This is a genomic window from Massilia sp. LXY-5, assembly GCF_059801075.1.
The window spans coordinates 691,236-715,780 of sequence record NZ_JBNNEH010000003.1 but is presented as its reverse complement, the minus strand read 5'-3'; the positions used below and the strand labels follow the sequence as shown (position 1 = coordinate 715,780).

Here is a 24,545-nt window from a genome sequence, read left to right as displayed (position 1 = left end):
ATATGCAGCCGAGTACTTCGGGGGTATCATTTGTGGTATTGCGCAGATCACAACCGGGAGACATATCATGGCTGGGGGTATCGGGAAGTTGACGGACAAAGCAATCAAGGCGTGCATGGCCAAGGCCGTGCCCAACACCAAGCTGACGGATGGTGGGGGTTTGCACCTGTTCATCACGCGCGCAGGCAATCCGACATGGCGCATCAAGTATCGCTTCGGCGGCGCGGAAAAAACCTACTCCCCAGGGCCCTACCCCGAGATCTCGTTGGCAGCCGCTCGCGCTGAGCTGGAACAGGTCAAGGCGCAGCTCCGCCAGCACAAGGATCCCGTGAGCGAGCGCCGCCTGCGCCGAGCCGAAGGCGCGGCCGCCGTGGCCCAGACGTTCGGGGTCGTGGCCGGCGAATGGCTGGGCAGGAAGAAGAAGGAATGGGGCGCCCAACACTACGTCAAGTCGGCTCGTGCTTTCGAGCGCGACGTTATGCCCCATCTCGGCCACCTACCCGTCGCCGACATCAGCACCGCGATGGTCGCGGCCGTGATCGAGAAGATCGCTGCACGCGATGCCGTCGAGACCGCCAAGCGTGTGCTGACGCAGGTCAACGGCGTGTTTCGTTTTGCAATGGCCAAGGGCTGGTGCAGCGTGAATCCCGCGCCCGAGGCCGCTGCTGTCCTGCCCCGCAAGAGCACGCCGGGCCGCATGAAGGGGTTGATTGCCTGGCAAGACCTCGGCGATATCCTCAGACGCGCCCGCGCGTCCCGCCTGACGCGCTCCGTCTACATGGCCCACCGTCTGGTCGCCTTCACTGCGATGCGCATCAAAAATGTCGCTAACGCACAATGGTCGGAGTTCGACCTCGACAGCGCGACACCCGTCTGGGTGATCCCTCGGGAGCAGATGAAAAAGACGGACGGCCGCTTCCCCGCGCACCGGGTACCACTGGCGCCGGAAATTGCGGCCGAACTGCGCGACTGGCGCAAAATCGCGCCCAAGAGCCGCTTCGTTTTCCCGTCGCCCAACAACACATCCGGCCCGATCTCACGGGAGTCGGTCGAGAAAGCCTACCGAGAGACGCTGAAGCTCGCCGGTCGCCATTCCCCACATGGCTGGCGCACTTCCCTCGCCACCCAGGCGCTCGACAACGGCTTCAACCGCGACGTCGTGCACCTCGCCTGCGACCGCAATCACGATTCCGAGGTCGCCCTCGCCTACGATCGGGGCGAGCGCTTCGATCAACGCATCGCGCTGTTCACCTGGTGGGAGCAGCGGCTGCTGGCGGCCGAGGGCGTGGTGCCCCGCGTCGCTGCAAGCGAAAGCAATTTAACGAGAATGGTCGCCCTGACCTGACCGAAATTGCCTCTCGGGCACAAATCAAAAAGTTGTCCTTGTATCTTTTAATCTGGACGGTATAGGATCGTCACAATAGCCGATGGACGGTGGTTGCAAAACTGCCGCTTCATCAGATTTCGTCCCTTCTCTGGAACATCGAGTAATGCCTTGAAGTGCTGAGGTGCGGCGAATAAGGAGCTTTTTTTTTTCTTATTCGCTTTTCCACTTAGCAATTTTTGGAGACAACTCGATGCCGCCACTCAGAACGCTCCTGCGCTGCGCAGACGTAACCGCCCACATCGGCGAATCGCGCAGCACCCTCTACGCCCGTATCGCCGACGGCCTCTTCACGCCACCAGTGTCCCTCGGGGGGCAATCGGTAGGCTGGCCCGCAGACGAAGTGGCGTCGATCATCAATGCGCGCATCGCCGGCAAGCCCGACACCGAGATCAAAGTGCTGGTCCAGAGATTGGTCGACGCACGTATTACGGCCACCTTGCATGTGGACGACGCTGCCGCAGTGACCAAGGCCCGCCTCGCCGGAAAGTCCGACGCCCAAATCCAGGCCCTGGTCAAGGACCTGGAACAGGCCCGCTTCGTCCACAACTGAGCGAGGCGCCCATGAACCCACACAACGACGGCCAGCGCGTCGAAGACTTCGAGGCGAGCCCTGGCACCTTTCGCATCGGTGTCAAGTCGCTGAACATCAACAGCGTCGCGGCGGCGTACAACAACTCCCAACGCGTCCTTCTGGCGGTTGCACGCCACCTGATGCGCGAGATCCCTGCTGAGAAGGACGTAGCTGGCGGACGCATCATGTCGCACCTGTCGCCCAACAACTACGTTCTGGCTGGTCGCTCCGGCGCTGACGAAATCGCTGCCGAGGCCGAGCAGCGTATGGTCGAGGCTTGCGTGCGCTTCCCGGTGCGCCGCGACTGCATCATGGGTATCGAGTTGATTTTTTCCGTCCACGCAACGGCTTCGATCGACCAGCACGCGTTCTTCAACGCGAGCCTGGAGTGGGCGCGCGAGGAGTTCGCGCCCGCACCTATCATCAGCGCGGTCGTTCACCTCGACGAACGACACCCCCACTTGCATGTGATCGTACTGCCGCTGATCGGTTCCTCCATGCAAGGCGGTGCGCTGCTGGGCTTCCAAAGCAAGTTCAAGCAACGCCAGCGCGATTTCTACTTGCGCGTCGGAAAGCCGTTTGGCCTTGCTGAGCCGGTCGCAAAGCTCGCCGTCAGCAAGATCGACCGCGAAACCCATGCGAACGCGGTGGTCGACCGTCTTCTTGCAGATTCGCCCGTGCAAACGATGAAATTGGTCCGTGAGGAGCTGCTGAAACTGGTCGCGCCAGATCCATACGCGCTGGGCCGTGCCCTGGGCGTCCCCGTGGCCCAACACGCTCGCAGCAGCCCCGTAGCCGATGAGTTGACGGCGGCGGGCATCAGTGCGCGCACCTCGGACCTGCGTTCCATGATGAGCAATGTCGAGACCCAGGCCACTTCGACATCATCCCTGTGTTATGACGTCGGCCGAGCAGCAGCACTCGAAGAAGAACACGTAACGCCACTGCACGGCACTTCGGGCCAGCCGATCTACATCGCCAACGACGGCGAGGCAGTACTCGCCAACTTCGCCTACAGCCATGTCGAGTCCATGCCCGGAGCCAAGTTGACCAACGTTGTGCGGGAGCGCGACGGCGACCAGCTGGCCTCGAACCTGGATTGCGAAACGGGCGAGTTCGTCCGCCCTCCCCGTCGCATGAAATCGCACAAGGCTGAAGCCGATGCGGTGGTAAGCCAAGCCCTCGCGTCCTTGGGACGTGTTCGCAACTTCACCTCGAAAAAAGAGAGCAACCATGACTGAGATCATCAAGAGCCCCTGCCTCGACGTGTCCTTGGACCCGACCCGTGCGGGATCCAAGTTTCCTGCAGCCATGGACGAGGCGTATGCCGACCAGCGGTACATGGAAACCATGGACGCAGCAGCCGCAAACTCGGCAATCAAAACCGCGACAGCAGCGGAGCGCAACGGTCTCATGGATGTCGCAGGGCCGGCACGCGGTGATGGACCGCCCGCGAATGGTGAGCAAGGACGCCAACAATCGGCCCCGCAACACTCGACGGAGGATCGCACTGTTCTTGGCGCAAACACCGCCGAACAGGCTGTGCCTGTCGCCCAGATCCGCTTGGACGCTATCCGCATCGACGGCGGCACCCAAGCGCGCACCGAGATCGACGAGGCCGTCGTCGCCGAGTACGCCGAGGCGATCGGCGAGGGCGCAATCATGCCGCCGGTGGTCCTGTTCTTCGACGGCGCCGACTTCTGGCTGGCTGACGGTTTCCACCGCTACCACGCCAGCCTGAAGGCCGGCCTGGCACAGGTGCGTGCCGAGGTCTATACCGGCCTGCGCGACGACGGCGTACTGTACGCGGCCGGTGCAAACCGCGGCCACGGCCTGCGCCGCACCAACGCCGATAAGCGCAACGCGGTGACGATGGTTCTGGCGGTGCCCAAGTGCGTGCAGTGGAGCGACCGCGAAATCGCGCGCCAGGTCGGCGTGTCGAACACCTTCGTCGGCGAGGTGCGCAAAGTTATCAGTCAGTCGATGACAGATAGCCCGGCCCCGGCTGCCCGCACCGTTACCCGCAACGGCAAGACCTACGAGCAGAAGGCTAAGGCCAAGCCGGCCACGCCCACGAAGGCCGCCGACGGGGATGCCAAGCCGGCACCGGAAGTGGCCCCCCCGCGCCTGCCCCCGGAGCAGGGCGCCGTCGCCGTGGTCGACGTGGAGGCCCTGGTCGTCGAGAACGTCGCCCTCAAGGCCGAGCTGGCCGAGGTCCGCGAAGAACTCGACGACATCAAGAACGACATGGCCGAGACGCTGGCCGACAACGAAATGATGACGCGCGTGTTCGACGCCAACGACCAGGTAAAGGCGTCGATGGCCGAGGTGGAGCGCTACCGCGCAGTCGCCGAGCAGGCCAAGCGCACCCTGGCCGGCCGCGCGCAGGAGTACAACGAACGCGCCCGCCTCGTCGAATACTGGAGGCGCCGCGCCGAGAAGGCCGAAGCGCAGCTCGCTAAGGCTAAGGTCACCTGCGACACGAGTGCATTGCTCGCGGAGAACGCGCAACTGTGCGTCGAAAAGGGCATTATGCTCGCGCAATTGCAGGACGAAGCCGACGCGAGAAACTCGTTGACCGGCCGTATGACGGACTTGGCCTTGCGATTCCAAACCGCGTTGGACTATTACGACGAAATGAACGTAATCCTCAATGCCGCCGTGCCGCTGACCGAGGCGCCACGTCAGTTGCAGCAGGCCTTAGAGCTAACCCAAGGGCTGCCGAACCGCATGGCGGACGCGGCACAATGCTCCTATGAGGCACAGCGCACCCAAGACCACCACACGCCACCCACCGATGGCTAACTAGCCGAACAGGTCGAGAAATTCGACGAGCTGACCAAGGTCGAGACATTCAAACCCTGTCCGCCCGCCAACGACGTAGAACAAGCAGCGGTTGTTCTCAGCTAAGACACGGGACGAGTTGCGTTTCGCCAGTGTGCGGGCGGTTCTTTGGGAGGCAAAGTGAAAGACAAAATGAGGCGCGCGGTCTTGCAGCAACAGGAAGCTCTCATGGCCCAGAAGGCTGCTACTGCCGCCGATGCTGACGGATACCCGGAACAAGCGTCAACGTTTCAGATCGAGGCAACGTATCACGCCGCTGCTGGCTTGGCACAGCTACAAGCTGCCGCGCTGCCGCCGATTGTCGCGGGCGAAGCCGTGCCGGACGAGGCACAGCTCCCCTCGAACCGCGGTGGCTGGTCGGTACGTGACACGCTTGCGACGCCAGACACGCCTGCTTTGGCTGCCTCGCTTGCACGTACTGAACTGCTTGTGCAAAGCTCCCTTGACGTCCTGGCACTCGGAATCGACGCCGCCGCCGCAACAACGTCCAGCGATCCGCTGACGAAGATGCTCGCGCACCAAGCTGGCCTTGCGCACGCGGCTGCATTCAAACTGATGGACCGCGCCATGGAGCAGGACAATCCGGTCGAGACCGCGCGACTGGTGAACTCCGCGGGTCGCATGATGAGCGTTTTCCAGCAAGCGTTGGTGACACTGCACCGGCTGCAGAATGGTGGCCAGCAGACGGTGACGGTGCAACACATCAATGTGAACGCAGATCAGGCCGTCGTGACCGGCTCGGTGCAAACCGGCGGGCCGTCCTGCATCGACGGGGGGCAACGATGAAAACTGAAATCAACCCTATGCAGCCGAACCAAGCCCCCTGCTGTGGCGCCAAAACGCGATCTGGTCTGCCATGCCAGTCTGCGCCTGTCCGCGGCAAGAAGCGCTGCCGCATGCACGGCGGGACCAGTCCAGGTGCGCCTCGCGGCAATCAAAACGCGCTCAAGGCAGGGAACTATACCGGCGAGGCCTTGGCGCAAAAGCGCGAAGCGAGGGCAATCCTGAAGGCGTTGAGGGGCCTCTTGAGCTAATATGACCTCGGCCAGGTATAGCACCACATGACCGGAACCGCGTCCCTCAGTTGCAGTTCTTCGGGCCTTCTAGTGAGCGGCGTTCGGTAGCACGGCAGCTTTCTATTTCACCAAGGTGATGACGTAGCTACCGCCCTGCTCTTCGAACTCGACTTGAACATACTGGCCGACGCGAAGTTTGTTCAACAAGGCCTTGTCCTTGACGCCGAAGGTCATCGTCATTGCCGGCCAGTTCAGGGTCTTGACCGGCCCATGTTCCAGCGTCACCTTGCCGTTGCCCGCGTCGACGTTTTTAACGATGCCGGTAGCCTGGTGCACCACCGCCTTCGTTCCCTTGGCAGGCTGCCCCATCGCCATTCCTTCCATCTGGGTCGCCTGTGCGAAGGCGGCAGTCGGGACGACCAGCGAGAGAGTGATGATCGCAATGTTCAGAGTTTTCATGATGGTTTCCGTGTAGTTCTTGTGGTTGAAATAGTTGTGCTGCGGGCAGTTAGCCGATGTGCCGCTCTTCTTCTCGCCTAGCCTCGATGGCGCGGGGGCCGGCACCCCGTCTCCGTGTGTGCAGGAGCAGGTAGGCCGCCGGCACCACGAACATCGACAACAGTGGCGCGGTGATCATGCCGCCGACCATGGGCGCGGCGATACGCTGCATCACCTCGGACCCCGTGCCAGCCCCGAACATGATTGGCGCCAGGCCGGCAATGATCACCGCCACCGTCATGGCCTTCGGGCGCACCCGCATGACGGCCCCTTCCCGGATCGCGTCGAGCAGGTCGGCCTGGCTGGTGCGCCCCGCGTTCAGACGCGACTCCCACGCCGTCTTCAGGTACAGCAGCATGATCACCCCGAACTCGGCGGACAGGCCTGCCAGCGCAATGAAGCCGACACCACTGGCGACCGACAGGTGGTAGCCGAGCACCCACAGCAGCCAGATGCCGCCGGCGATGGCGAACGGCAGCGTCGCCATGATCAGCGCGGCTTCAGCCACGCGGCGGAAGGTCAGGTACAACAGGACGAAGATGATCATCAAGGTCGCGGGCACGACAATCTTCAGCTTGGCGGCTGCGCGCTCCAGGTACTCGAACTGGCCCGACCACGAGATCGAATAACCCGGCGGCAGCTTCACCTCCTTTGCCACCACCTGCTGCATGTCGCGCACGGCCGAACCCAGGTCGCGCCCCCGGATGTCGACGTAGACCCAGCCGGACAGGCGCGCATTCTCGGACTTGAGCATTGGCGGGCCGCCGGCGATGCGTACCGCCGCCACATCACCGAGGCGAATGTTGGCGCCGCGCTCGGTCAGCACGGGCAGCTGCCTCAGTTGTTCGAGCGAATCGCGGACCTCACGCGGATAGCGCAGGTTGATCGGGAAGCGCTGCAGGCCCTCGACAGCTTCGCCGATGTTGTCGCCGCCGATTGCCGCCGACACCACGCTTTGCACGTCCGCGATGTTCATGCCGTAGCGCGCCGCCGCTGCCCGGTCGATCTGGACATCGACATAACGCCCGCCAGTGAGCCTCTCGGCCAGTGCGGACGACACCCCCGGCACCTTCTTCACGGCGTGCTCAATGGCCGTCGTGATACGGTCGATCACGTCGAGACTGGCGCCCGCCACCTTGACGCCGACCGGACTCTTGATGCCGGTCGCCAGCATGTCGATCCGGTTGCGGATCGGCTGCACCCAAACGTTCGACAATCCCGGCACCTTCACCACCCGGTCCAGTTCCGCCTCTAGCTTCTCTGGCGTCATGTCGGCCCGCCACTGTTCGCGTGGCTTGAACTGGATCGTAGTCTCGAACATCTCCAGGGGTGCCGGATCGGTGGCCGACTCTGCGCGTCCGGCTTTTCCGAACACGGTCTGCACTTCGGGTACGGTCTTGATCAGCGCGTTGGTCTGCTGCAGCAGCTGGGCGGCCTTGCCGGCGGACAGGCCCGGCAGGGCCGAAGGCATGTAGAGTAGGTCCCCTTCGTTCATCGGCGGCAGGAATTCACCGCCCAGGCGGTACAAGGGCCAGACCGTCACGATGGCGATCACGACGGCCGCCAGGAGGGTCGTCTTCGGTCGGCGCAGCACCCGTTCGAGCAGAGGGCGGTAGGCCGCGATCAGCCAGCGGTTGAGCGGGTTGCTTTGCTCGGCCGGGATCCGGCCGCGGATCAGGTAGCCCATCAGCACCGGCACCAGCGTCACGGCCAGCACCGCCGCCGCTGCCATCGCGTAGGACTTGGTGAATGCCAGCGGCGCGAACAGGCGCCCTTCCTGGGCTTCGAGCGTGAACACCGGGACGAAGGACAGCACGATGATCAGGAGCGACAGGAACAGCGCCGGGCCGACCTCCGCAGCCGCATCGCTCACCACCCGCCAGCGCTCGGCGCCGGCCAGTTCCCGGTCCGGGTGGGCATGGTCCCATGCCTCGATATGCTTGTGCGCGTTCTCGATCATGACCACTGCCGCATCGACCATCGCCCCGATCGCTATCGCAATGCCGCCGAGCGACATGATGTTCGCGTTCACGCCCTGGTAATACATCACGATGTACGCCGCCAGCACGCCCAGCGGGAGCGACACGATCGCCACCAGCGCGGACCGGGCATGGAACAGGAATAGTGCGCAAACCACGGCGACGACGATGAACTCCTCGATCAGCTTGTGCTCCAGGTTGGCCACCGCACGCTTGATCAGCGCGGAACGGTCGTAGGTAGGCACGATCTCGACTCCGGCCGGCAGGCTTGCCTTCAACTGCGCGAGCTTGGCCTTCACGGCGTCGATCGTCTGCAGCGCATTCTTACCGGATCGCATGACGATCACACCGCCTGCCACTTCCCCCTCCCCGTTCAGGTCCGCGATCCCGCGGCGTGTTTCCGGCCCGAGCTGGACGCGGGCGACGTCGCCCAGCAGCACAGGGACGCCACCAGTGGCCGTCTTCAACGGGATCTTGCGAAAATCGTCCAGCGACTGCAGGTAGCCGGAGGCGCGCACCATGTACTCGGCTTCCCCCATCTCAAGCACCGACCCGCCGGCTTCCTGGTTAGCCTTCTGTACGGCCTCGATGACCCTGGCGTGCGGGATGCTGTAGGCGCGCAGCTTGTCGGGGTCGAGCACGATCTGGTACTGCTTCACCATGCCGCCGATGCTGGCCACTTCGGAAACGTTCGGCACGGTCTTCAGCTCATACTTGAGGAACCAGTCCTGCAGGGCGCGCAGCTGCGACAGGTCGTGCCGTCCGCTGCGGTCCACCAACGCATATTCGTAGATCCAGCCGACGCCGGTCGCATCCGGCCCGAGCGAGGTCTTCGCCTGGGCCGGCAGGCGCGAGGCCACCTGGTTCAGGTATTCGAGCACGCGCGAGCGTGCCCAGTAGGGGTCCGTGCCGTCCTCGAACAGCACGTAGACGAAGGAGTCGCCGAAGAACGAGTAGCCGCGCACGGTTCGGGCGCCGGGCACCGAAAGCATGGTCGTGGTCAGCGCATAGGTGACCTGGTTCTCGACGATCTGGGGCGCCTGGCCGGGATAGCTGGTACGGATGATGACCTGCACGTCGGACAAGTCCGGCAAGGCGTCAACGGGTGTCCGCGCCAGCGCCCAGACGCCCCAGCCTGTCAGCATGGCTGTCGCCAGCAGCACTAGGAAGCGGTTCGTGATCGACCAGCGGATCAGGCGCGCGATCATTTCGCCGCTCCTGCATCCGGGACAATGCGCACGATCTGATAGCTGCCGCCCTCGGTCGGCCGGATGTCGAAGGACACGCTGGAGCCGACCCTGACGACGCCCGGCAACCCTGCTGGCGGAGGCTTGAAGCCCATCGTCATTGACGGCCACTGCAGCGACCGAATCGGTCCATGCGAGATGGTCACTTCGTCCTTGGTGATGGCCTCGACCTTGCCGACGCCATGGTGCGTCTGGACCGCTGCAGCGCCTGGGGCAGGCCCAGCGCCCCCCGCTTGCTCTGCGCCTGACATACGGGCTTCCAGACCCTTCAGGCTGGCTTCCGAGTCGAGCAGGAACTGCCCGGACGCGACGACTTTCTGCCCGGCCTCCAGGCCCTTGCGAATCTCAGTTTGCCCTTTGCCTTCCACACCGGGTTCGACCTCGACCGGCTTGAAGTGCCCATCGCCCTGCTCGACGATGACAAGGCTGCGCTTTCCGGTCTGGATCACGGCTTCGCTGGGCACCAGCAGCACCTCACCGCTCGCCGCCGGCCGCAGGCTGACGGTGGCAAACATGCCCGGCACCAAGGCACCAGACGGATTCGACAGCTCGATGCGCGCCTTGATCGTCCGGGTGTCGGCGTTGATCTCAGGCAGGAGCGCCCCGACCTTCCCGCTGAAGACCATGCCTGGCAGGGCCGGCGTGCTGGCCTGCACCGCGGTGCCCGGCCGTACTTGCGCCGCAACGTTCTCGGGCAGTTCCGCGTTGACCCAGACAGTGCGCAGTCCGTTAATGCGGAACAGCTGCGCGCCATTCGCCACGGTCATGCCCTCGCGCGCGCCGAGTTCGCTGACGAAGCCGTCGATCGGCGCCGTCACGGTCAGCCGCGGATGGGTCCTGCCGGTGGTTTCGACCAGGCGGATCTGGTCTTCGCTCATTCCCGCCAGGCGCATGCGCTGGCGCGCCGCGTCGAGCAGATCGGCTGCGCCCACCTCCTGCTTCATGCGCTTCACCGACAGGTACTCCTCCTGCGCGGCGACCCAGTCCGGCACGTACAGTTCGGCCAGCCGCTGCCCCTTCTTCACGGGGTCGAGCGGAGCGCGCACATACAGTTTCTCGACAAAGCCATTGCCTCGGGCCTGCACCAGCACGACATCGCGTTCGTTGTAGGCGATATTCCCGACCGCTTCGACGGTCGTGCCCAGTCTCCCTTTCCGTACCTCGGCCGTGCGGATGCCCAGGTTCTGGCGCATGCCTGGGCTGATGCTGACGCCGCCACTGTCGGCGGCGGCGTCGGCGTAGACGGGGACCAGCTGCATGTCCATGAACGGCGATTTGCCCGGTTTGTCGAAGCGATGGCCAGGGACCATCGGATCATGCCAGTACAGCACCTTGCGGCCGGCGCCAGGATCGGGCTTTGCGGCGGTTCCGGCGGGCCCTGTCGTGGCCATCGACTGCCCCTTGTTCAACCCGGCCTGATACAGGCCATAGCCGCCCGCTCCCACGACGCCAGCGACGAAGAGCGCAACAATCATTCTCGTGCTGTTCATTTGCGCTCCGTGGACGCCGTCGCGGGCATCGATTTGGTCGATGGGTAGAGAAAGTTGAGGTAGGCCCAGCGCTGCGCGGCTGATGCCTCCAGCTGCAGCGCCTGCAGGCGCAGGTCAATCTCGTCGCGGCGCGCGGACAGCACATCGCCGATGCCGGCCTTGCCGCCCCGGTAGGCGGCCAGCGCCGCGGAGCCGCGCTGCACGGCAAGCGGGATCAGCTCGCGCTCGTAACGCTGACGGCGCTCCCGATCGTTCTGCCACTCATTGATTAGCGTGCGTGTTTCGCCAAGATGCTGGCGCAGCATCTCCTCGCGTTCGTCCTTCGCCTGCTCCACCGCGACCAGCTTCGCGGACAGCTCGCGGTCCTGTCGGTTCCTGCGGTCCCATTGCAGCGGCACCGACACGCCGACGGAGACCATGTCGGAGAACGCCGCTCCCCGGTGCAGGTAGTTCACCTCGACCGTCCAGTCGGACTTTTCGTTGGCCTTAGCGAGGTCGGCTTCGGCCTGCGCGATCTGCTCCTGCCTACCCAGCACTGCGATCTCTGGATGATGCGCGAGATGGGCGCCGAGACTGGTGGTGTCGAGCGCAGCGAGGTCGAACCGGAGCTTGTCGATGTCCGGCCGGCCGAACAGCGGCTGCCGCGCTGCCGGCCCGACCCAGCGTTCGAGGCGCACGGTCGCGTTCTGCAACTTGCGATCGAGTTCGCTCACGCGGTCGTCGATCACGCCGAGCGCCACGCGCGCGGCCAGCACGTCGGCCTGTGAGCCGCGCCCTCCGCGGTATGTACCTTCGGCCGCCTCGATCGCAAGCTTCGCCTGGGCGCGCTGCCCGGCGAGCACGGCCATCATCGCCTCGGTGTAATAACGGTCAAGCCATGCGAGGGCGGTGTCGCGCTCGATCGCGGCGCTCAGCCTGTCCTTTTCGGCCAAGGCTTTGTCCGCTTCCCGCTCGAAGCGTTCCGCGCGCAGGCGGCGCTTGTCGGAGCGCGTCAGTTCCTGCATCAGGCCGATCCGGCGCATGGTCATGAAATCGCTGGAGAGACTGTAGCGGTCCGTGCCCGTCACCGGCAGGTTGTCCACGCCGGCACTCAGGACCGGGTCGGGTAACTGCCGGGCCGCTACGGCGAGATCTTGCGAGGCGGCGGCGCCAGCATCCTGGGCGACGAGGTGGCGCGAACGCGCAATTGCAAGGCGCTGTGCCTCGGCCAGTGACAACGGTGCATCAACAGCGAATGCGCCCTGTGTCCAGACCGTCAGGATGAGAGTAACGGCAGCTATGGGCAGACGTCGCCCTCGCCCAGCTGCCAGACAGGATTGAGTATGCCCAGCGTCGGGCACATGAAAAAATGAGAACACGATACCTCCAGAAAGCATTGAACCGAACCGCGTGCGCGCGAGGCGTCACGACGGCGAACAAGGCAATCTGGTGTCAAATACGGAAGCAGCAGTTGCGGATAGCGAGGGGCGGCGCGGTCGTTCGCGCCAGCGATACGTTGTGGGCGGGCGCGCCGGCATCAGCGGCCACCACGTCGGCAAAACGCAAGGAGATGACCAGGCCGACCGCGGTGAAGGGCTGGACTGGCGGAGGCTCAGGCTTGTCGAGCGATTGCTTGCCGGTCTGTCCATGTGCATGACACAGGGCCGGTTGTTCCGGGTCCGGCGTATCGCAGCACGACATCTCGTGACCTTGAGCCATCACCATGGTCTGGCCCGGCCCCATTGAAGCTTCAGGCGCCAGTTGCGGGCACACGTAGGCGGCCACAGCAAGCTGCATAGACAGCAAGCTGATCAACGCGATCACCGCGGCGCACCAACGGGAGAAGCGGGTCAGTTTCATGATTCGTCGCAAAGTACGTCAATCAGAACCTGTTGTCAACGCTGTTCCGTATGGCTGAGCTGTTTCAGGATCTCGCAGGCGGCCGCAGGGCGCGTCGAATCGCATTTCGCTCGTAGTTGCGAAAGCTCGGCACGCAGCGTGCCTAGTTCGACGATTTGTCGTTCGATCTGGTCGATATGCTGATCGACCAGTTCGTTCACGCCGCCGCAAGGACGATCTGGATGGTCGTGGAAATCGAGCAAGATTTGCACTTCGTCCAGCGAGATACCCAATGCCCGGCAGCGCCGGATGAAGTGTAGTCGGTCGGCATGGGCGACATCGTAGAGCCTGTAGTTCGCATCCGATCGGACTGGGGGCGGCAACAATCCCTTCTGCTCATAGAACCGGATCGTCTCCGGCAGGCACCCCGTCAGCTTCGCCAGCTCGCCAATTCGCATATTCATTCGTATCTCCGCTTGACCTTGTAGCAGCTAGAAGGATTTTAATACGTGCATGGCTTTTGAGGTTCCTATGTCTACTTGCTGCTCAGGATCGTGTAGTTCCCAAAACCCGCCGCCCGACAATCGCTACCGAAAGGTTCTTTGGGTGGCCCTGCTGGTCAACACGTTGATGTTTGGCGTCGAGCTGGTGAGCAGTCTCAGATCCGGGTCGGTTTCCCTGATGGCGGATTCAGTCGACTTTCTGAGCGACGCCGGCAACTACGCCGTGTCCTTGTTCGTGCTGGGGATGGCCGCGATCTGGCGGTCGCGCGCCGCCTACGCCAAAGGCGTCGTCATGGGAGTATTCGGGGTGCTCGTGCTTTGCCGGGCACTGTGGACCGGCCTGGGAAGCCATGTGCCGGAAGCGGAAACGATGGGAGTCATCAGCATCGTCGCTTTCGCTGCCAATGGCTTGGTCGCGTTACTGCTGTACGCCTTCCGCAATGGCGACGCCAACATGCGCTCGGTGTGGCTGTGCACACGCAACGACATGATCGCCAACCTGGCGGTGCTGCTGGCCGCCATTGGCGTGTTTGGCACGAAGGCAGGCTGGCCCGACATTGCCGTCGCAAGTATCATGGCGCTTCTTGGCCTCTCTGCGGCGCGCGACATCATCGGCCGCGCCCGTGCGGAAATACGTGGCCTTGGCACTTCAACAAACTGATCCTATGCGCCGCTGAGGCGGCCAACCAAGTCCCCTCCCTTGGGATTCCTGCCGATGGCCCTGGCGACGAGTACTGGTGCTGAGGTGCAGCGGCCGTTGGCGACGGTGGTCATTGGCGGCATCCTGTCGTCGACGGCACTGACGCTGCTGATCTTGCCTGCTCTCTATACTTGGGCGCATCGAAGCAGAAAACCGTGAATTGGCGCTAGCCCCGTGCCGCCACAGCATGGGGCTGCACCAACGGACGCTGCCTCACCTACATGTACCTTGGTTCCTTTCATAGATTTGTGCGATCCATTGTGACAAGTCTGTAAACGGACCAAATGCCAGCTTATGAGGCATCATACGGCGTACCTCCTCCGCATCCTCCGTAAAGCTGGAGGTCGTCACAATGATGCCTCGATTAGCGCGATGTTGGTCAACGACCCCAGCCAACCGTTGAACGACTCCGATTCCTACCTTATTGGCAGGGGCGTAGCGTTTGCACTCCACAAGGTGCAGCAGGTCGCCGCCAAAAACATTCTTTTGAACAGCAAAGATATCGATGCCGCCATCCCGTGTCTCTGGTGTCAGAGTGACTTCGAACCCGTTGTTCCTGAATATTGCGGCCACAAGCTCCTCAAATTTCCGGGGTGGTATGAGCCGCATCTGGTCTGGGTGACGAGCGAAATAAGCGAACATCTCGCGCTCGATGTCGACCAGGTGTATCGCCGACAAATTCCCCGGAGCGCTATACAGCGGCGTATTACTTTGCAAGAACTGCGGATATTGCACACTCTCCTGAACGTAGTCGGACTCGAACAGTGCCGCGACCTCGGCATCGGTAAGTTCTTCGCCTAATGTCAGCTTCCGCATTGCCGAGTCGGATAATTCGAGCATGTCGAAGACCTGTGCGGCACTCTTAAATCTCTGTCCGGGACGCCGGAGTTTCGACTTTTTCTTCCCCCTGGGCATATCGCGCCTTTACCAATGAAAGCTACGTCTCAGAAAGTGAACAAAAGGTCGGCGACGGGCCGCCGGCACTACAGCGTCCCAATCGCCAGCTTCAGCTGCTGCAAGCGCTCCTGGTTGACGCAGTAGCAGACCCGCTGCACGTCCGACGATCCTTCGATCAGGCCGGCTTCCTTCAGAATCGAGACGTGATTGGAGATCGTCGACGGCGCCAAGGGGAGCACGTCGGCCAAGCTCCCGAAGTAGCAATCGCCGTAGTCGATCAGGTGCCGCAGCAGCTGCAGGCGGGCAGGATGCGAGATGGCCTTGCACATCTTCGCAAGGTCTTCGACATCAATCTCCGTGGTGCGAGTGCAAGGGTTAGGCGGGGGGCAGCAGGACTTGGACATGAAGTTCATTCGTTGTTTGACGAACAGAGAATAGACACTACGCGGCGGTCTTGTCAAAGTCTTCGACACCTGGTGTCCGATGTCTGCCAGTCACCGCCCTCAGGTAGAACCCGAACGAGGCGATGGACATGGCCAGCAGGACGAACAAGAGTACCTCTGGACCACCGGACATACGCAAGATGGCTGCCGCGGCCAGCGGACCGGCCGCCTTCGAGAGCAGCGAGGGTCCCGCCATGGCGCCGGCGATGGCGCCATAGTTCTGGCGGCCGAACAGCGCCTGCGGGATCGAGCCGCGCACGATCGTCAGGATGCCGTTGCTCAGCCCGTACAGCACGCAGAACAGGGCGGCCGCCCAAGACCGCGAACCAAAGAATACAAGGACCAGCAGGGCCACCGGGAGCATGGCGAAGGTCAGCTTGCCGACCGTTTGCGGTGGCGTGTCCCGTGCGAGCGTCCTCTCCCCTACCCGCCCCAGCACCTGCATCGGGCCGATCAGCGCGGCCAGCAGGACCGCCGTTGCTGCGGACTGGCCCAGGCGTTCGAGCAAGGGAATCAGGTGGACCGCCATCGCCGAGAAGATGAACGTGTTGGCGGAGAACGCCAGTGCCAGCGCCCAAAAGGCGGGATGCCGCAGGGCTTCGGCCAGGGTATGGTCGCGGCTGGCCCCGGCGGAAACGCTTCGGCTGTCGCGGACGGGGTCGGCGCCCAGCCAGAGGTGCAGCGGCATGCACAGCACCACCTGCACGACCCCGTACAGCAGGTAGGTATCGCGCCAGCCGAGGGTCGCATGGAGCTTCGCCGTCAGCGGCCAGAACAAGGTGCTGGCGAAGCCGCCGAACAGGGTCAGGGTGGAAATCGCCTGCCTGGAACCGACCTCGAACTTGCGGTTGATCGTGGCGAAGGCAGCCTCGTACAAGGTCAAGGCCATGCCCAGGCCGATCAGGGTCCAGGCAAGGTAATAGGGCGCGGCGCCATTGGAGCGGCTGACCCAGGCCAGCCCAAGGAAGCACAGGAGCGAGCCGGTGGCCATGACATAGCGGCCGCCATAGCGGTCCAGCAGGACGCCGACCGGGGTTGCTGCAAGTCCGGCGACAAGCAGCGCCCAGGAAAAGGCGCCGAACACGGCTTCAGGCGCGAGTGCGAGGTCGCGCTGGATGTCGGGTGCGAGGATGGTGAAGGCGTAGTAGAGCGATCCCCACGAGACGATCTGGGTGATGGCGAGAATGCCGATGGTTTTCGACGACTGGCGCACAGGAAGCTCCGAAACAGTGACCGCCGGCTCAAGCCGGCGGCAGATCATCCACGTCAGGCGCAGCAGTTCGCGCCCGACCGGGACAGGGTGTGCAACCACCGCATCAGGCGATTTTTCCATGGCGCGTCACTCGACGTCGCGCAACCTGAAGGCTTGCACTCGCGGCGAGAGAACACAAGAGAGAAGAACCGCAGGGCAGAAGCTCCGTTAGGCGACACCGAGTGGAAGCCCAAAGTCGATGCGCTCGCAGCAGCTGCCGGCTTGGTGCTGCCGCAGCAACCCGCGGAACGAGCCGCCTCCGCCTCGCCGAGCGGTGCAGCACTGCCGCAGCAACCGGAAGACTTGCTCTCCCCCTTGCCGCAGTCGGAACTGGTGCTGCCGCAACTCTCTGAGGAAGGTTCCGTCCTCGGGTGATCGTCCGACTCGCCACCGTCGCAGCACCCGGAGGACTGGCCGGCCACGGAATCGTCACAGGCGAAGCGCGTGTTGCACACGCCCGTTTCTGGCAGTTCGAGCTGTACATCGTCGGCTGCACGCATGTCGCCGGCGAGCACGGCGACCACGGAGCGCACTTGCTCGTATCCGGTCGCCATCAGGAAGTTCGGCGCGCGGCCGTAGCTCTTGGCGCCAACGGCGTAGTAGCCCGCTTCCGGGTGCGCCAGTTCGCGGTGCCCGTGTGGACGAACCGTGCCGCAGCTATGCTCGTTCGGGTCGATCAGGGGCGCCAGCGCGTCGGTACTTTCCAGCCACGGGTCATGGCGCACGCGCAGCTCCCGCGTCAGCGTGAGGTCTGGCCGTGCACCTGCCGCGCAGACGATCCGGTCGATCCCGTCGATGACCGGCACCACGCCGTCGACCGGCTCGCCGCTCACACGAACCCGCCCACCGACCTCGGTCAGCGCCTCGATGCGGAAGTCCTGGCGCAGTTCCAGGCCGCCCGAATCACGTAAGGCTTTGAGGCGCATGCCCAAATGCCCACGCGCCTGGAGACCGTCCGCTTCGCCGCCGCCGAACACCCGTGCCAGCTGGCTGCCACGGGTCGCCCATACGATGCTGGTTTCCGGGTTCTCCTGGGCCAGCTGGGCCAGCGCCAACAAGGTGCCAGCTGCCGAGTGCCCTGCACCCACGACCAGCACCCGCCGTCCCGCAAAGCGCTGACGAGCGGTGCCCAGCACGTCGGGCATGCCATAGTCGATCCGCCAGGCCAAGGTCGCTTCGCCAAGGGCTGGAATCCCATCCGCGCCCAGTGGGTTCGGATGCGACCAGGTGCCGGTGGCGTCGATCACTGCACTGGTAAGGTACTGGCGGGGGCCGTCAGCGGTTTCAGCCCGGATGAGGAAGGGTGCGCCCTCCCGGCCCTTGGTCTTCACTTTGTCGAAGCCGACGCGCGTGATGGCAGCGACACGGTGACCGAGCAGCAAGTTGGACGCGATCTCCGGTGTCCCGGCCAGCGGGACAAGGTAGTCGTCGAGCAGTTCGCCAGCGGTCGGCAGCCCGTCGTCGGCTGGCGCGCTCCATCCATGACCCTCTAGCAGGTGTCGGGCCGCCTTGTCGATGTTGTACTGCCATGGCGAAAAGAGTCGGACATGACGATAAGTCGCCAGGTTGGCGCCCACGGTTGCCCCGGCCTCGAGAATCAGTGGCGTCAGTCCACGTTCGATCAAATGCGCTGCTGCGGCAAGTCCTATCGGCCCGGCGCCAAGTACCATGACCGGCAGCGTTTGTTTATCACTCGTGCTCATTGTTGTTCTCCTGGTCTAACCCGGCGTCTGCCGGTCATTGATCATCGACCGCGATACGCAGTCATTCCCTATTCGTCGAATGCCGAACATCACAACGTGGCGAGTGTTTGCAAAGTCGCATCAGACCTGTAATTCGTAATTCGACGAACACAGAATATTGCCACTTGAGCAGGCCTGTCAAGACGTTTCGATAAATATCGAAGTGTCAGAACCGGACCCCGCAGATGATCAAGACCGTGCTTGTGGATGACACGACATTTCGACTATACTGGAAATATGGAATAACTCGATGGAGTGCTCATGGAAAATAAAGATGCAGTAGCAGCCTTGGGCGCCCTTGCTCAGGAATCCCGGCTGGCGACCTTCCGGCTCCTGGTGCAGGCCGGCCCCGCGGGACTCGCCGCCAGCAAAATCGCGGAAGCACTCGGCTTGCCTTCGTCGTCGCTGTCCTTCCACCTGAAGGAACTGACCAACGCGAACCTCATCGTGCCGCGCCAGGAAGGCCGGTTCATCATCTACGCCGCGAAGTTCGACACGATGAACGCCTTGCTCGGCTTCCTCACCGAGAACTGCTGCGGCGGCAATCCTTGCTCTCCGCTCGGCAGCGAAGCCTGCGAACCCGGCACAAGCAGCTGCGCGGTCTGAGCTGCCGCCGATCGATTAGAACCTCAACCGGAACCTGACGTGAACATACTCTTCCTCTGCACCGGCAACTCGTGCCGCTCGCTCATCAGCGAGGCTGTCTTCAATCACTTAGCGCCGGCCGGCTGGCACGCCATCAGCGCCGGCAGCCAGCCCACCGGCAAGCTGAACGAACGCGCTCTGACCCTGCTGACCAGCAAAGGCATCCCGACCGCGGGCTACTACAGCAAGTCTTGGGACGACCTTCCGGTGACGCCGGACATCGTGGTCACCGTCTGCGCCAGCGCCGCCGGCGAAACCTGCCCGGCCTATCTCGGCCCGGTCCTGCGCACGCATTGGGGCGTGGACGACCCGAGCCATGTGGTCGGCACCGAGGAAGAGATCGATGCTGCTTTCGAGACCGCCTACGCGATCCTGCGCGCGCGGATCGAGGCCTTCCTGGCCCTGCCACTTGATAAACTGGTGAACGACAAAGCGCGTCTGAAGGCGGAGCTGGACCGCATCGGGACCCGGCAGCCGGCAGCGGCTTGAAGACGACCGGAGGATGCAAACGATGACATTTGTCAGACGAATCGTCGCCGAGGGTCTCGGCACCGCGCTCCTGCTGGCCGTGGTGGTGGGCTCGGGCATCATGGCGGAGCGGCTGGCCGACGGCAACGTGGCCATTGCCCTGCTGGCCAACGCAATTGCCACCGGCGCTGGCCTGGTGGCCCTGATCCTGATGTTCGGGACGATCTCGGGTGCGCACTTCAACCCGGTCGTCACGCTGTCGGAAGCGTGGCAGAAGAACCTGCCAACCTCTGAAGTCATCCCCTACATCGCCGTCCAGGTCGTCGGCGCCTTCGCCGGGGTGGCTGCCGCGCACCTAATGTTCGACGTCCCCGTGTTCGTCGCGTCGGAACATGTGCGCACCGGCGTCGCGCAATGGTGGAGCGAGTTCGTCGCCACCTTCGGCCTGATCGCCGTCATCATCGGCTGCTCGCGCAGCCGGCCCAGCGTGACGCCGTTCGCGGTCGCGGCCTACATCACGGCCGCCTACTGGTTCACCTCGTCGACCTCTTTCGCCAACCCAGCGGTGACCTTGGCGCGCAGCGCTACCGATACCTTCGCCGGCATTCGGCCCGCCGATGCGTTCGGGTTCATCGTAGCGCAGCTGCTGGGTGCAGCTACCGCGACGCCGCTGTTCTGCTGGCTGTACCCGGCGGCGCACCGCGAGGCCTCGGTGGCCGGCACGGTGGCGCACAGCGACTTCGCCGGCGCGGAGCAGCCGCGGGAGGCCAAACATGGCTGAGCGGCTGCCCGACCTCCCCAACATCAAGACGGAGCTGCTGGACCTGCCGACGGTCGAGAAGCTTGCACCGGCCGGCGACATGAGCCATCCGCCGCGTATCCTGATGCTCTACGGCTCGCTGCGCGAACGTTCCTTCAGCCGCTTCCTGACCGAGGAAGCGGCACGTATCCTCGAACACTTCGGCGCCGAGGTGAAGATCTTCGACCCGATGGAACTGCCAATGGCCGGCAGCATTGCCGAGACACACCCGAAGGTGGTCGAGCTGCGCGAGCTGTGCCTGTGGTCGGAAGGCCAGGTGTGGTGTAGTCCAGAGCGCCATGGCGCGGTGACTGCGGTGATGAAGAACCAGATCGACTGGATTCCGCTGGAAATGGGCGCTATTCGGCCGAGCCAGGGCCGCACGCTTGCGGTGATGCAGGTCTGCGGTGGCTCACAGTCCTTCAACGTCGTCAACACCCTGCGCCTGCTGGGCCGGTGGATGCGCATGTTCACGATCCCCAACCAGTCCTCGGTGCCGATGGCCTACAAGGAGTTCGACGAGGCCGGCCGCATGCGGCCCTCGACCTACTACGACCGTGTGGTTGACGTGATGGAAGAATTGTTCAAATTCACTTTGCTCATGCGCGGACGCATCGATTACCTGACCGACCGCTACAGTGAACGGAATGAGCGATCTATCAAGGCAATCAATCAACAAATCGAAAAGTTATAAACCACTTCTAGTACCGTTTTCGACTCGGAGCAGCTATGCACATCCCCGCTGTGTGCGGTGCAGGCTGACCTGTCTGTGAATTAAGTTAGGGCCCGTCCTAGTCTGCTCTCGACCAAATCTTTCCTGCAAAGGCTGGCAATGCCTCGCGTGCCCGTTCGAGAAACTCATCATGGACGACCACCCCAACCACGTCTTCCGGCTCGAACTTCATGTTCCCGAATTTCCTCCATTCCCGCTCGGCGTAGAAATAGTCCTCATGGTCATCATTGAGCATGGAGTTATAGGGCTTAATAAAAGCCAACACAACCTGCTCAAGCGTTCTTTGCAAATGACGAATAGCTTCATCGGAGGATTCAGGAACCTTGCTCGGCTTTAAGCCGCCGCTTCGGTCTCCCGCGTCGGGAACGAGGTGGTTGACAAGCCCACGATAGGTGGCCTCTAAGGCAGTAAGGACGCTTGTCCCGGCGTGTGGTCCATTTCGCCAGTCGTCGGTACGCATGGGTATATAGGTGACCGGACGAGCACCGTGCTGGATGAGGTGGTGACGGGACAACGAGAAGCCAAACTCGCCGTATTTTCGTGTGTGGATGTGAAGAGCTGCTTTCGGAATGTCGCAATAACAAGTCACGGTTGGTACGATCAGACCTTCAGAGCGCATCATCTCGGACAAATCAACCTTATAGGACGTTTGGCCCCAGGTACCATCATGCGGGGGATGGGAAACGGTACCTCCATCGAGCACACGGCACAAGATGTCGAAGTTGGAATCATGGTCATCGGGATGAGCGTGTCCAACGAAGTGAAAAAGTTCGTCCGAGATACATGTGCTCATACTGTTTCCTTCCCGGAATCTGGTGAGTCGACACATAGAAGTCAATAAGGACCGAGCTGATCAACAGCGCCTTCATCGTAGCATGGCTGACAAGATCTGCCGAAACGCCTTTGGCTCTTTGTTTCTAATCGATCAGTGCAACGCCGATGAAGAGCGGCTTGGCTTTACGCTTGAAAGACCCTTTGCGCCAGATGCTTTTGACGTCAAAGAACCGTCTTTGAAGCTCTAGCTTCGCGCTCCGCTGCATAAGCCCGGACACGCACGGCGAGCCCGTAAACCACAGCAAGGGCGAGCAAAGAGTAATGAACAGCAGCAAAACGATCAGTTTCGACGACAAGGGCTAACTGGTTTATGTTGCCCACTTCGACCAGTAACATGATGGACGCAAGCACCACCGTGACCAAGGCACCGATAAATCCGAAAAAGGGAAGCGAAGAGCGTCGGATCAAAAAGGCGAAGCCCCGGGTGCGCGACCAACCCTCAGCGAAAATCACTGAAGCGCTTAAAATGAGATCGGTGCGGTGGAAAAGGGTGTCCAAGCGTCCCACGAGCGCCAAGACGAACACAACAATTAACACCGGAAAGAAGGTCCAGAACAGATCCGCGATCGCGCGTGGAAGAGGCAAAAAATGCATTTGTCGTCACCCTTCGTATAAATAGGTGCTGCTGGATACTGTTTTCTACGTGCAATCTAAACAATACACGTAACACGGTCCGCTGTCTTCTTCGGCCTGTCAGACGAAAACTAGCCGTTGAGAACACGCAGTGTCGTCGAGATCATCCAAGGGGTATTAATGGGGGTATTGGATCACCATAGGCATGAATTTCAGGTGAAATTTCATTCTATAGCGGCGCCTTCGTTCGGTAGACGCCGCCTCCACCAACGCACAAAAAAACACATCCCTGAGGGCTCGCCCTCAGGGGTGTGTTTTTTTGTGCGTGGTGTTCGCCGTCGGCAATCGAATCCGCAGAAGATTCCATCTGCGGGCCCGCGGGGAAACAAACTCCAACTGTTTTGATCCCTAACCGGTGCCGGGAGTTTCCGAATGCTTCCCATCCGACACCCGGACAAAAGTGCAGGCAAGACGATCACGCACGGAAGGCGAATCCACAGGCACGTTCACGGCGACGGCACTCAAGCCTGGGCCGATAGATTCTTTTCCTCTTTCTGAAAGGCATTTTTCCGATGCAAACGTAATAGAATCCCATTAGCTAACGTCCACCCGCGAGAACATTCACGATGAACTTCGAATCCGCAAAATCCCTCTGCCGCACCTTCCCCGGCGTCACCGAAGACACCAAATGGGACAACGACCTGGTCTTCTCCGTCGGCGCCAAGATGTTCGCGGTCACCAACCTCGGCGAGGCGACCGGCATCAGCTTCAAGGTCGAGGACGAGCGTTTCCTCGAGCTGACGGATAGAAAAGGCATTATTCCGGCGCCCTACCTGGCGCGGGCAAAGTGGGTGCATGTGGAGGACGCGGACGCGCTGGGCGACGAGGAGGCGGCGCAGTTGCTGCGCAGGTCGTATGAGCTGGTGTTCGGGAAGTTGACGAAGAAGTTGCAGCGGGAGATTAGCGGGGCGTAGCACAGGCGGCGGCGTGCGTGAGGAGTCAGCGCCGTCGCCCATGCCGTTAGCTGCGGCTTGAATCCGCGTGGGCACGGCGTGCCCACCCTACGGGAATACGGCGCTGCTTACGACGACGCCCCCATATCTGCCATATCCGGCGAAATCAGCATCGCCTTCAACAAGGCATCGTTAAACGCCGGAATATCGTCCGGCTTGCGGCTCGTGATCAGCTTCTCGTCGATGACCACTTCCTGGTCGATCCACTCGGCGCCGGCCTTTTTCATGTCGTCCTGGATGTCCGGCCAGCTGGTGAGATTCTTCGATTCCGCGATCCCGGCGTCGATCAGGACCCACGGCGCATGGCAGATTGCTGCGATCGGCTTGTCGGTCTCGTAGAAATCGCGGATGAAGGCGATCGACTCGGGGCTCTTGCGCAATTCCAGCGGATTCTTTTCACCGCCCGGCAGCACCAGGGCGTCGAAATCTGCCGGCTTCGCATCGCTGACGTTCATCTCGACAGGGAAGGTGTCCCCTTTCTCGTCATGGTTCATTCCCTGCACGCCCTGCCCGACGCCCTTCGGCGAAATCAGGATTACCTGCGCCCCCTGCTGCTCGAGGAAACCGCGCGGCCCCGTGTACTCGACCTGTTCCACGCCATCCGTCATCAGGACCGCCACCCGCTTGCCGTCGAGCGGCCCGCGCGCCGCGTTCTCCGGCTCGGTCTGCTGCACTTGTACCTGATCCATATAACCTCCTCGATATCGATGTGATTGTTGGTGATTCCTTTGACATCGATTCTAGGAGGACCCCAGCGACCACGGCGCGCGCTTCAGGACTCCTTGAGGCCGAGCGCGCGCAGGCGGGCACGCAAGCGGCGCACCTCATCGGCCAGGTCGATCACGAGCGCCGCCAGCTCCTCGTCGGCATCGAAATGCCGCTCCAGTTCGAGCAGGCGCCGCGCCCGCGCCAGGTCGCTGCTGCGAAAGCGCAGCTCGGTCACCTGCAGCATCTCCCCGCCGAGCACGCCCGCCTGCACATGGCGCACCACCCACTCGGGTTCGACCTGGACGGCACGCGCCAGCTCGTCCAGGTCCAGGGCGACCTCGTCGATGAGGACCCCGGTCACGGTCTGATTTCCAAACATCGCCCT

General features: G+C 62.7%; 26 protein-coding genes and 1 pseudogene. 13 read left to right on the top strand and 14 right to left on the bottom strand.

All coding sequences use genetic code 11. From position 1 onward, the window contains the following. The first annotated feature begins 67 nt into the window (after nucleotides 1-67). The 6 genes from ACI48I_RS12170 (at nucleotide 68) to ACI48I_RS12145 (ending at nucleotide 5,836) form a co-directional block, all read left to right on the top strand. Nucleotides 68-1,345 carry a tyrosine-type recombinase/integrase gene (locus ACI48I_RS12170; protein ID WP_498574323.1) on the top strand — a complete coding sequence of 426 codons (1,278 nt, stop codon included), beginning with the start codon at nucleotides 68-70 and terminating at the stop codon, nucleotides 1,343-1,345. A gap of 232 nt (nucleotides 1,346-1,577) precedes the next feature. After that, the gene (locus ACI48I_RS12165) at nucleotides 1,578-1,937 is read left to right on the top strand and encodes a helix-turn-helix transcriptional regulator (RefSeq protein WP_498574322.1); all 360 of its coding nucleotides are present in this window, start codon (nucleotides 1,578-1,580) and stop codon (nucleotides 1,935-1,937) included. A gap of 11 nt (nucleotides 1,938-1,948) precedes the next feature. Next, a complete protein-coding gene (locus tag ACI48I_RS12160) occupies nucleotides 1,949-3,199 on the top strand; it encodes a plasmid recombination protein (protein ID WP_498574321.1) in 1,251 nt (416 codons plus the stop codon). Beyond that, nucleotides 3,192-4,763 carry a ParB N-terminal domain-containing protein gene (locus tag ACI48I_RS12155; RefSeq protein ID WP_498574320.1) on the top strand — a complete coding sequence of 524 codons (1,572 nt, stop codon included), beginning with the start codon at nucleotides 3,192-3,194 and terminating at the stop codon, nucleotides 4,761-4,763. Before ACI48I_RS12160 ends, ACI48I_RS12155 begins: the two co-directional genes overlap by 8 nt. Before the next feature lie 207 nt (nucleotides 4,764-4,970). After that, nucleotides 4,971-5,588: a hypothetical protein gene (locus ACI48I_RS12150; protein WP_498574319.1), complete on the top strand. Its 618-nt coding sequence runs from the start codon at nucleotides 4,971-4,973 to the stop codon at nucleotides 5,586-5,588. Continuing rightward, complete coding sequence (locus ACI48I_RS12145; protein WP_498574318.1) at nucleotides 5,585-5,836, top strand: HGGxSTG domain-containing protein; 252 nt, start codon at nucleotides 5,585-5,587, stop codon at nucleotides 5,834-5,836. The genes ACI48I_RS12150 and ACI48I_RS12145 overlap by 4 nt, the downstream gene beginning before the upstream one ends. Nucleotides 5,837-5,938: 102 nt before the next feature. Here the strand turns inward: ACI48I_RS12145 and ACI48I_RS12140 are convergent, their stop codons facing one another. The 6 genes from ACI48I_RS12140 to cadR all read right to left on the bottom strand — a co-directional run bounded on the left by ACI48I_RS12140 (nucleotide 5,939) and on the right by cadR (nucleotide 13,314). Further along, a complete protein-coding gene (locus ACI48I_RS12140) occupies nucleotides 5,939-6,277 on the bottom strand; it encodes a copper-binding protein (RefSeq protein ID WP_498574317.1) in 339 nt (112 codons plus the stop codon). A gap of 49 nt (nucleotides 6,278-6,326) precedes the next feature. Continuing rightward, a complete protein-coding gene (locus tag ACI48I_RS12135) occupies nucleotides 6,327-9,503 on the bottom strand; it encodes an efflux RND transporter permease subunit (RefSeq protein ID WP_498574316.1) in 3,177 nt (1,058 codons plus the stop codon). Next, a complete protein-coding gene (locus ACI48I_RS12130; RefSeq protein ID WP_498574315.1) occupies nucleotides 9,500-11,032 on the bottom strand; it encodes an efflux RND transporter periplasmic adaptor subunit in 1,533 nt (510 codons plus the stop codon). Before ACI48I_RS12130 ends, ACI48I_RS12135 begins: the two co-directional genes overlap by 4 nt. After that, on the bottom strand, nucleotides 11,029-12,249 hold the full coding sequence (locus tag ACI48I_RS12125; protein WP_498574314.1) for a TolC family protein: 1,221 nt from the start codon (nucleotides 12,247-12,249) through the stop codon (nucleotides 11,029-11,031). Before ACI48I_RS12125 ends, ACI48I_RS12130 begins: the two co-directional genes overlap by 4 nt. Before the next feature lie 214 nt (nucleotides 12,250-12,463). Continuing rightward, nucleotides 12,464-12,871, bottom strand: a complete 408-nt coding sequence (locus ACI48I_RS12120) for a hypothetical protein (protein WP_498574313.1) — start codon at nucleotides 12,869-12,871, stop codon at nucleotides 12,464-12,466. Nucleotides 12,872-12,906: 35 nt separating this feature from the next. Next, entirely contained in the window at nucleotides 12,907-13,314 is a 408-nt protein-coding gene (cadR, locus tag ACI48I_RS12115; protein WP_498574312.1) for a Cd(II)/Pb(II)-responsive transcriptional regulator, read from the bottom strand. Nucleotides 13,315-13,456: 142 nt separating this feature from the next. Between cadR and ACI48I_RS12110 the strand changes: the two genes are divergently transcribed. Both ACI48I_RS12110 and ACI48I_RS12105 read left to right on the top strand, forming a co-directional pair. Then, nucleotides 13,457-14,014, top strand: a complete 558-nt coding sequence (locus tag ACI48I_RS12110; protein WP_498574311.1) for a cation efflux transmembrane domain-containing protein — start codon at nucleotides 13,457-13,459, stop codon at nucleotides 14,012-14,014. 39 nt (nucleotides 14,015-14,053) lie between these two features. Beyond that, nucleotides 14,054-14,212 (top strand): annotated as a pseudogene (locus ACI48I_RS12105) (efflux RND transporter permease subunit); the annotation flags it as partial. Between the two features lie 54 nt (nucleotides 14,213-14,266). Here ACI48I_RS12105 and ACI48I_RS12100 read toward each other — a convergent pair. The 4 genes from ACI48I_RS12100 to ACI48I_RS12085 form a co-directional block, all read right to left on the bottom strand. Then, nucleotides 14,267-14,893, bottom strand: a complete 627-nt coding sequence (locus ACI48I_RS12100) for a restriction endonuclease (RefSeq protein ID WP_498574310.1) — start codon at nucleotides 14,891-14,893, stop codon at nucleotides 14,267-14,269. 143 nt (nucleotides 14,894-15,036) lie between these two features. Then, entirely contained in the window at nucleotides 15,037-15,279 is a 243-nt protein-coding gene (locus ACI48I_RS12095) for an ArsR/SmtB family transcription factor (protein WP_498574309.1), read from the bottom strand. A 112-nt stretch (nucleotides 15,280-15,391) separates the two neighbouring features. Then, nucleotides 15,392-16,726, bottom strand: a complete 1,335-nt coding sequence (locus ACI48I_RS12090) for an MFS transporter (protein ID WP_498574308.1) — start codon at nucleotides 16,724-16,726, stop codon at nucleotides 15,392-15,394. Further along, nucleotides 16,660-18,348, bottom strand: coding sequence for an NAD(P)-binding protein (locus ACI48I_RS12085; protein WP_498574307.1), 1,689 nt, complete (start codon nucleotides 18,346-18,348; stop codon nucleotides 16,660-16,662). Before ACI48I_RS12085 ends, ACI48I_RS12090 begins: the two co-directional genes overlap by 67 nt. Nucleotides 18,349-18,648: 300 nt before the next feature. On the opposite strand from ACI48I_RS12085, the gene ACI48I_RS12080 reads away from it, so the two are divergent. Genes ACI48I_RS12080 through arsH form a run of 4 tightly spaced genes read left to right on the top strand, consistent with a single transcriptional unit; the run spans nucleotide 18,649 to nucleotide 20,993 of the window. Further along, a complete protein-coding gene (locus ACI48I_RS12080; RefSeq protein WP_498574306.1) occupies nucleotides 18,649-18,993 on the top strand; it encodes an ArsR/SmtB family transcription factor in 345 nt (114 codons plus the stop codon). Between the two features lie 39 nt (nucleotides 18,994-19,032). Next, entirely contained in the window at nucleotides 19,033-19,521 is a 489-nt protein-coding gene (locus ACI48I_RS12075; RefSeq protein WP_498574305.1) for an arsenate reductase ArsC, read from the top strand. 22 nt (nucleotides 19,522-19,543) lie between these two features. Then, nucleotides 19,544-20,281, top strand: coding sequence for an aquaporin (locus ACI48I_RS12070; protein ID WP_498574304.1), 738 nt, complete (start codon nucleotides 19,544-19,546; stop codon nucleotides 20,279-20,281). Beyond that, a complete protein-coding gene (gene arsH, locus ACI48I_RS12065) occupies nucleotides 20,274-20,993 on the top strand; it encodes an arsenical resistance protein ArsH (protein WP_498574303.1) in 720 nt (239 codons plus the stop codon). The genes ACI48I_RS12070 and arsH overlap by 8 nt, the downstream gene beginning before the upstream one ends. 97 nt (nucleotides 20,994-21,090) lie before the next feature. Here the strand turns inward: arsH and ACI48I_RS12060 are convergent, their stop codons facing one another. Together ACI48I_RS12060 and ACI48I_RS12055 are read right to left on the bottom strand one after the other, a co-directional pair. Continuing rightward, nucleotides 21,091-21,825: an abortive infection system antitoxin AbiGi family protein gene (locus tag ACI48I_RS12060; RefSeq protein WP_498574302.1), complete on the bottom strand. Its 735-nt coding sequence runs from the start codon at nucleotides 21,823-21,825 to the stop codon at nucleotides 21,091-21,093. A 203-nt stretch (nucleotides 21,826-22,028) separates the two neighbouring features. Further along, the gene (locus tag ACI48I_RS12055) at nucleotides 22,029-22,460 is read right to left on the bottom strand and encodes a hypothetical protein (protein WP_498574301.1); all 432 of its coding nucleotides are present in this window, start codon (nucleotides 22,458-22,460) and stop codon (nucleotides 22,029-22,031) included. Between the two features lie 605 nt (nucleotides 22,461-23,065). Between ACI48I_RS12055 and ACI48I_RS12050 the strand changes: the two genes are divergently transcribed. Next, entirely contained in the window at nucleotides 23,066-23,413 is a 348-nt protein-coding gene (locus tag ACI48I_RS12050) for an MmcQ/YjbR family DNA-binding protein (protein ID WP_193686657.1), read from the top strand. A gap of 107 nt (nucleotides 23,414-23,520) precedes the next feature. Here the strand turns inward: ACI48I_RS12050 and ACI48I_RS12045 are convergent, their stop codons facing one another. Both ACI48I_RS12045 and ACI48I_RS12040 read right to left on the bottom strand, forming a co-directional pair. After that, complete coding sequence (locus ACI48I_RS12045) at nucleotides 23,521-24,141, bottom strand: type 1 glutamine amidotransferase domain-containing protein (protein ID WP_498574300.1); 621 nt, start codon at nucleotides 24,139-24,141, stop codon at nucleotides 23,521-23,523. Nucleotides 24,142-24,224: 83 nt separating this feature from the next. Beyond that, nucleotides 24,225-24,539 carry a MerR family transcriptional regulator gene (locus tag ACI48I_RS12040; protein WP_193686659.1) on the bottom strand — a complete coding sequence of 105 codons (315 nt, stop codon included), beginning with the start codon at nucleotides 24,537-24,539 and terminating at the stop codon, nucleotides 24,225-24,227. Between the last annotated feature and the right edge of the window lie 6 nt (nucleotides 24,540-24,545).

Bases quoted from the DNA above. Each gene is read 5' to 3' on its own strand.
- ACI48I_RS12070 (WP_498574304.1), top strand. From the start codon at position 19,544: ATGACATTTGTCAGACGAATCGTCGCCGAGGGTCTCGGCACCGCGCTC.
- ACI48I_RS12165 (WP_498574322.1), top strand. From the start codon at position 1,578: ATGCCGCCACTCAGAACGCTCCTGCGCTGCGCAGACGTAACCGCCCAC.
- cadR (WP_498574312.1), bottom strand. From the start codon at position 13,314: ATGAATATGCGAATTGGCGAGCTGGCGAAGCTGACGGGGTGCCTGCCG.
- ACI48I_RS12120 (WP_498574313.1), bottom strand. From the start codon at position 12,871: ATGAAACTGACCCGCTTCTCCCGTTGGTGCGCCGCGGTGATCGCGTTG.
- ACI48I_RS12145 (WP_498574318.1), top strand. From the start codon at position 5,585: ATGAAAACTGAAATCAACCCTATGCAGCCGAACCAAGCCCCCTGCTGT.
- ACI48I_RS12130 (WP_498574315.1), bottom strand. From the start codon at position 11,032: ATGAACAGCACGAGAATGATTGTTGCGCTCTTCGTCGCTGGCGTCGTG.
- ACI48I_RS12170 (WP_498574323.1), top strand. From the start codon at position 68: ATGGCTGGGGGTATCGGGAAGTTGACGGACAAAGCAATCAAGGCGTGC.
- ACI48I_RS12155 (WP_498574320.1), top strand. From the start codon at position 3,192: ATGACTGAGATCATCAAGAGCCCCTGCCTCGACGTGTCCTTGGACCCG.
- ACI48I_RS12160 (WP_498574321.1), top strand. From the start codon at position 1,949: ATGAACCCACACAACGACGGCCAGCGCGTCGAAGACTTCGAGGCGAGC.
- ACI48I_RS12085 (WP_498574307.1), bottom strand. From the start codon at position 18,348: ATGAGCACGAGTGATAAACAAACGCTGCCGGTCATGGTACTTGGCGCC.
- ACI48I_RS12135 (WP_498574316.1), bottom strand. From the start codon at position 9,503: ATGATCGCGCGCCTGATCCGCTGGTCGATCACGAACCGCTTCCTAGTG.
- ACI48I_RS12090 (WP_498574308.1), bottom strand. From the start codon at position 16,726: ATGGAAAAATCGCCTGATGCGGTGGTTGCACACCCTGTCCCGGTCGGG.
- ACI48I_RS12040 (WP_193686659.1), bottom strand. From the start codon at position 24,539: ATGTTTGGAAATCAGACCGTGACCGGGGTCCTCATCGACGAGGTCGCC.
- ACI48I_RS12055 (WP_498574301.1), bottom strand. From the start codon at position 22,460: ATGCATTTTTTGCCTCTTCCACGCGCGATCGCGGATCTGTTCTGGACC.
- ACI48I_RS12150 (WP_498574319.1), top strand. From the start codon at position 4,971: ATGGCCCAGAAGGCTGCTACTGCCGCCGATGCTGACGGATACCCGGAA.
- ACI48I_RS12095 (WP_498574309.1), bottom strand. From the start codon at position 15,279: ATGTGCAAGGCCATCTCGCATCCTGCCCGCCTGCAGCTGCTGCGGCAC.
- ACI48I_RS12045 (WP_498574300.1), bottom strand. From the start codon at position 24,141: ATGGATCAGGTACAAGTGCAGCAGACCGAGCCGGAGAACGCGGCGCGC.
- ACI48I_RS12060 (WP_498574302.1), bottom strand. From the start codon at position 21,825: ATGAGCACATGTATCTCGGACGAACTTTTTCACTTCGTTGGACACGCT.
- ACI48I_RS12140 (WP_498574317.1), bottom strand. From the start codon at position 6,277: ATGAAAACTCTGAACATTGCGATCATCACTCTCTCGCTGGTCGTCCCG.
- arsH (WP_498574303.1), top strand. From the start codon at position 20,274: ATGGCTGAGCGGCTGCCCGACCTCCCCAACATCAAGACGGAGCTGCTG.
- ACI48I_RS12080 (WP_498574306.1), top strand. From the start codon at position 18,649: ATGGAAAATAAAGATGCAGTAGCAGCCTTGGGCGCCCTTGCTCAGGAA.
- ACI48I_RS12100 (WP_498574310.1), bottom strand. From the start codon at position 14,893: ATGCTCGAATTATCCGACTCGGCAATGCGGAAGCTGACATTAGGCGAA.
- ACI48I_RS12050 (WP_193686657.1), top strand. From the start codon at position 23,066: ATGAACTTCGAATCCGCAAAATCCCTCTGCCGCACCTTCCCCGGCGTC.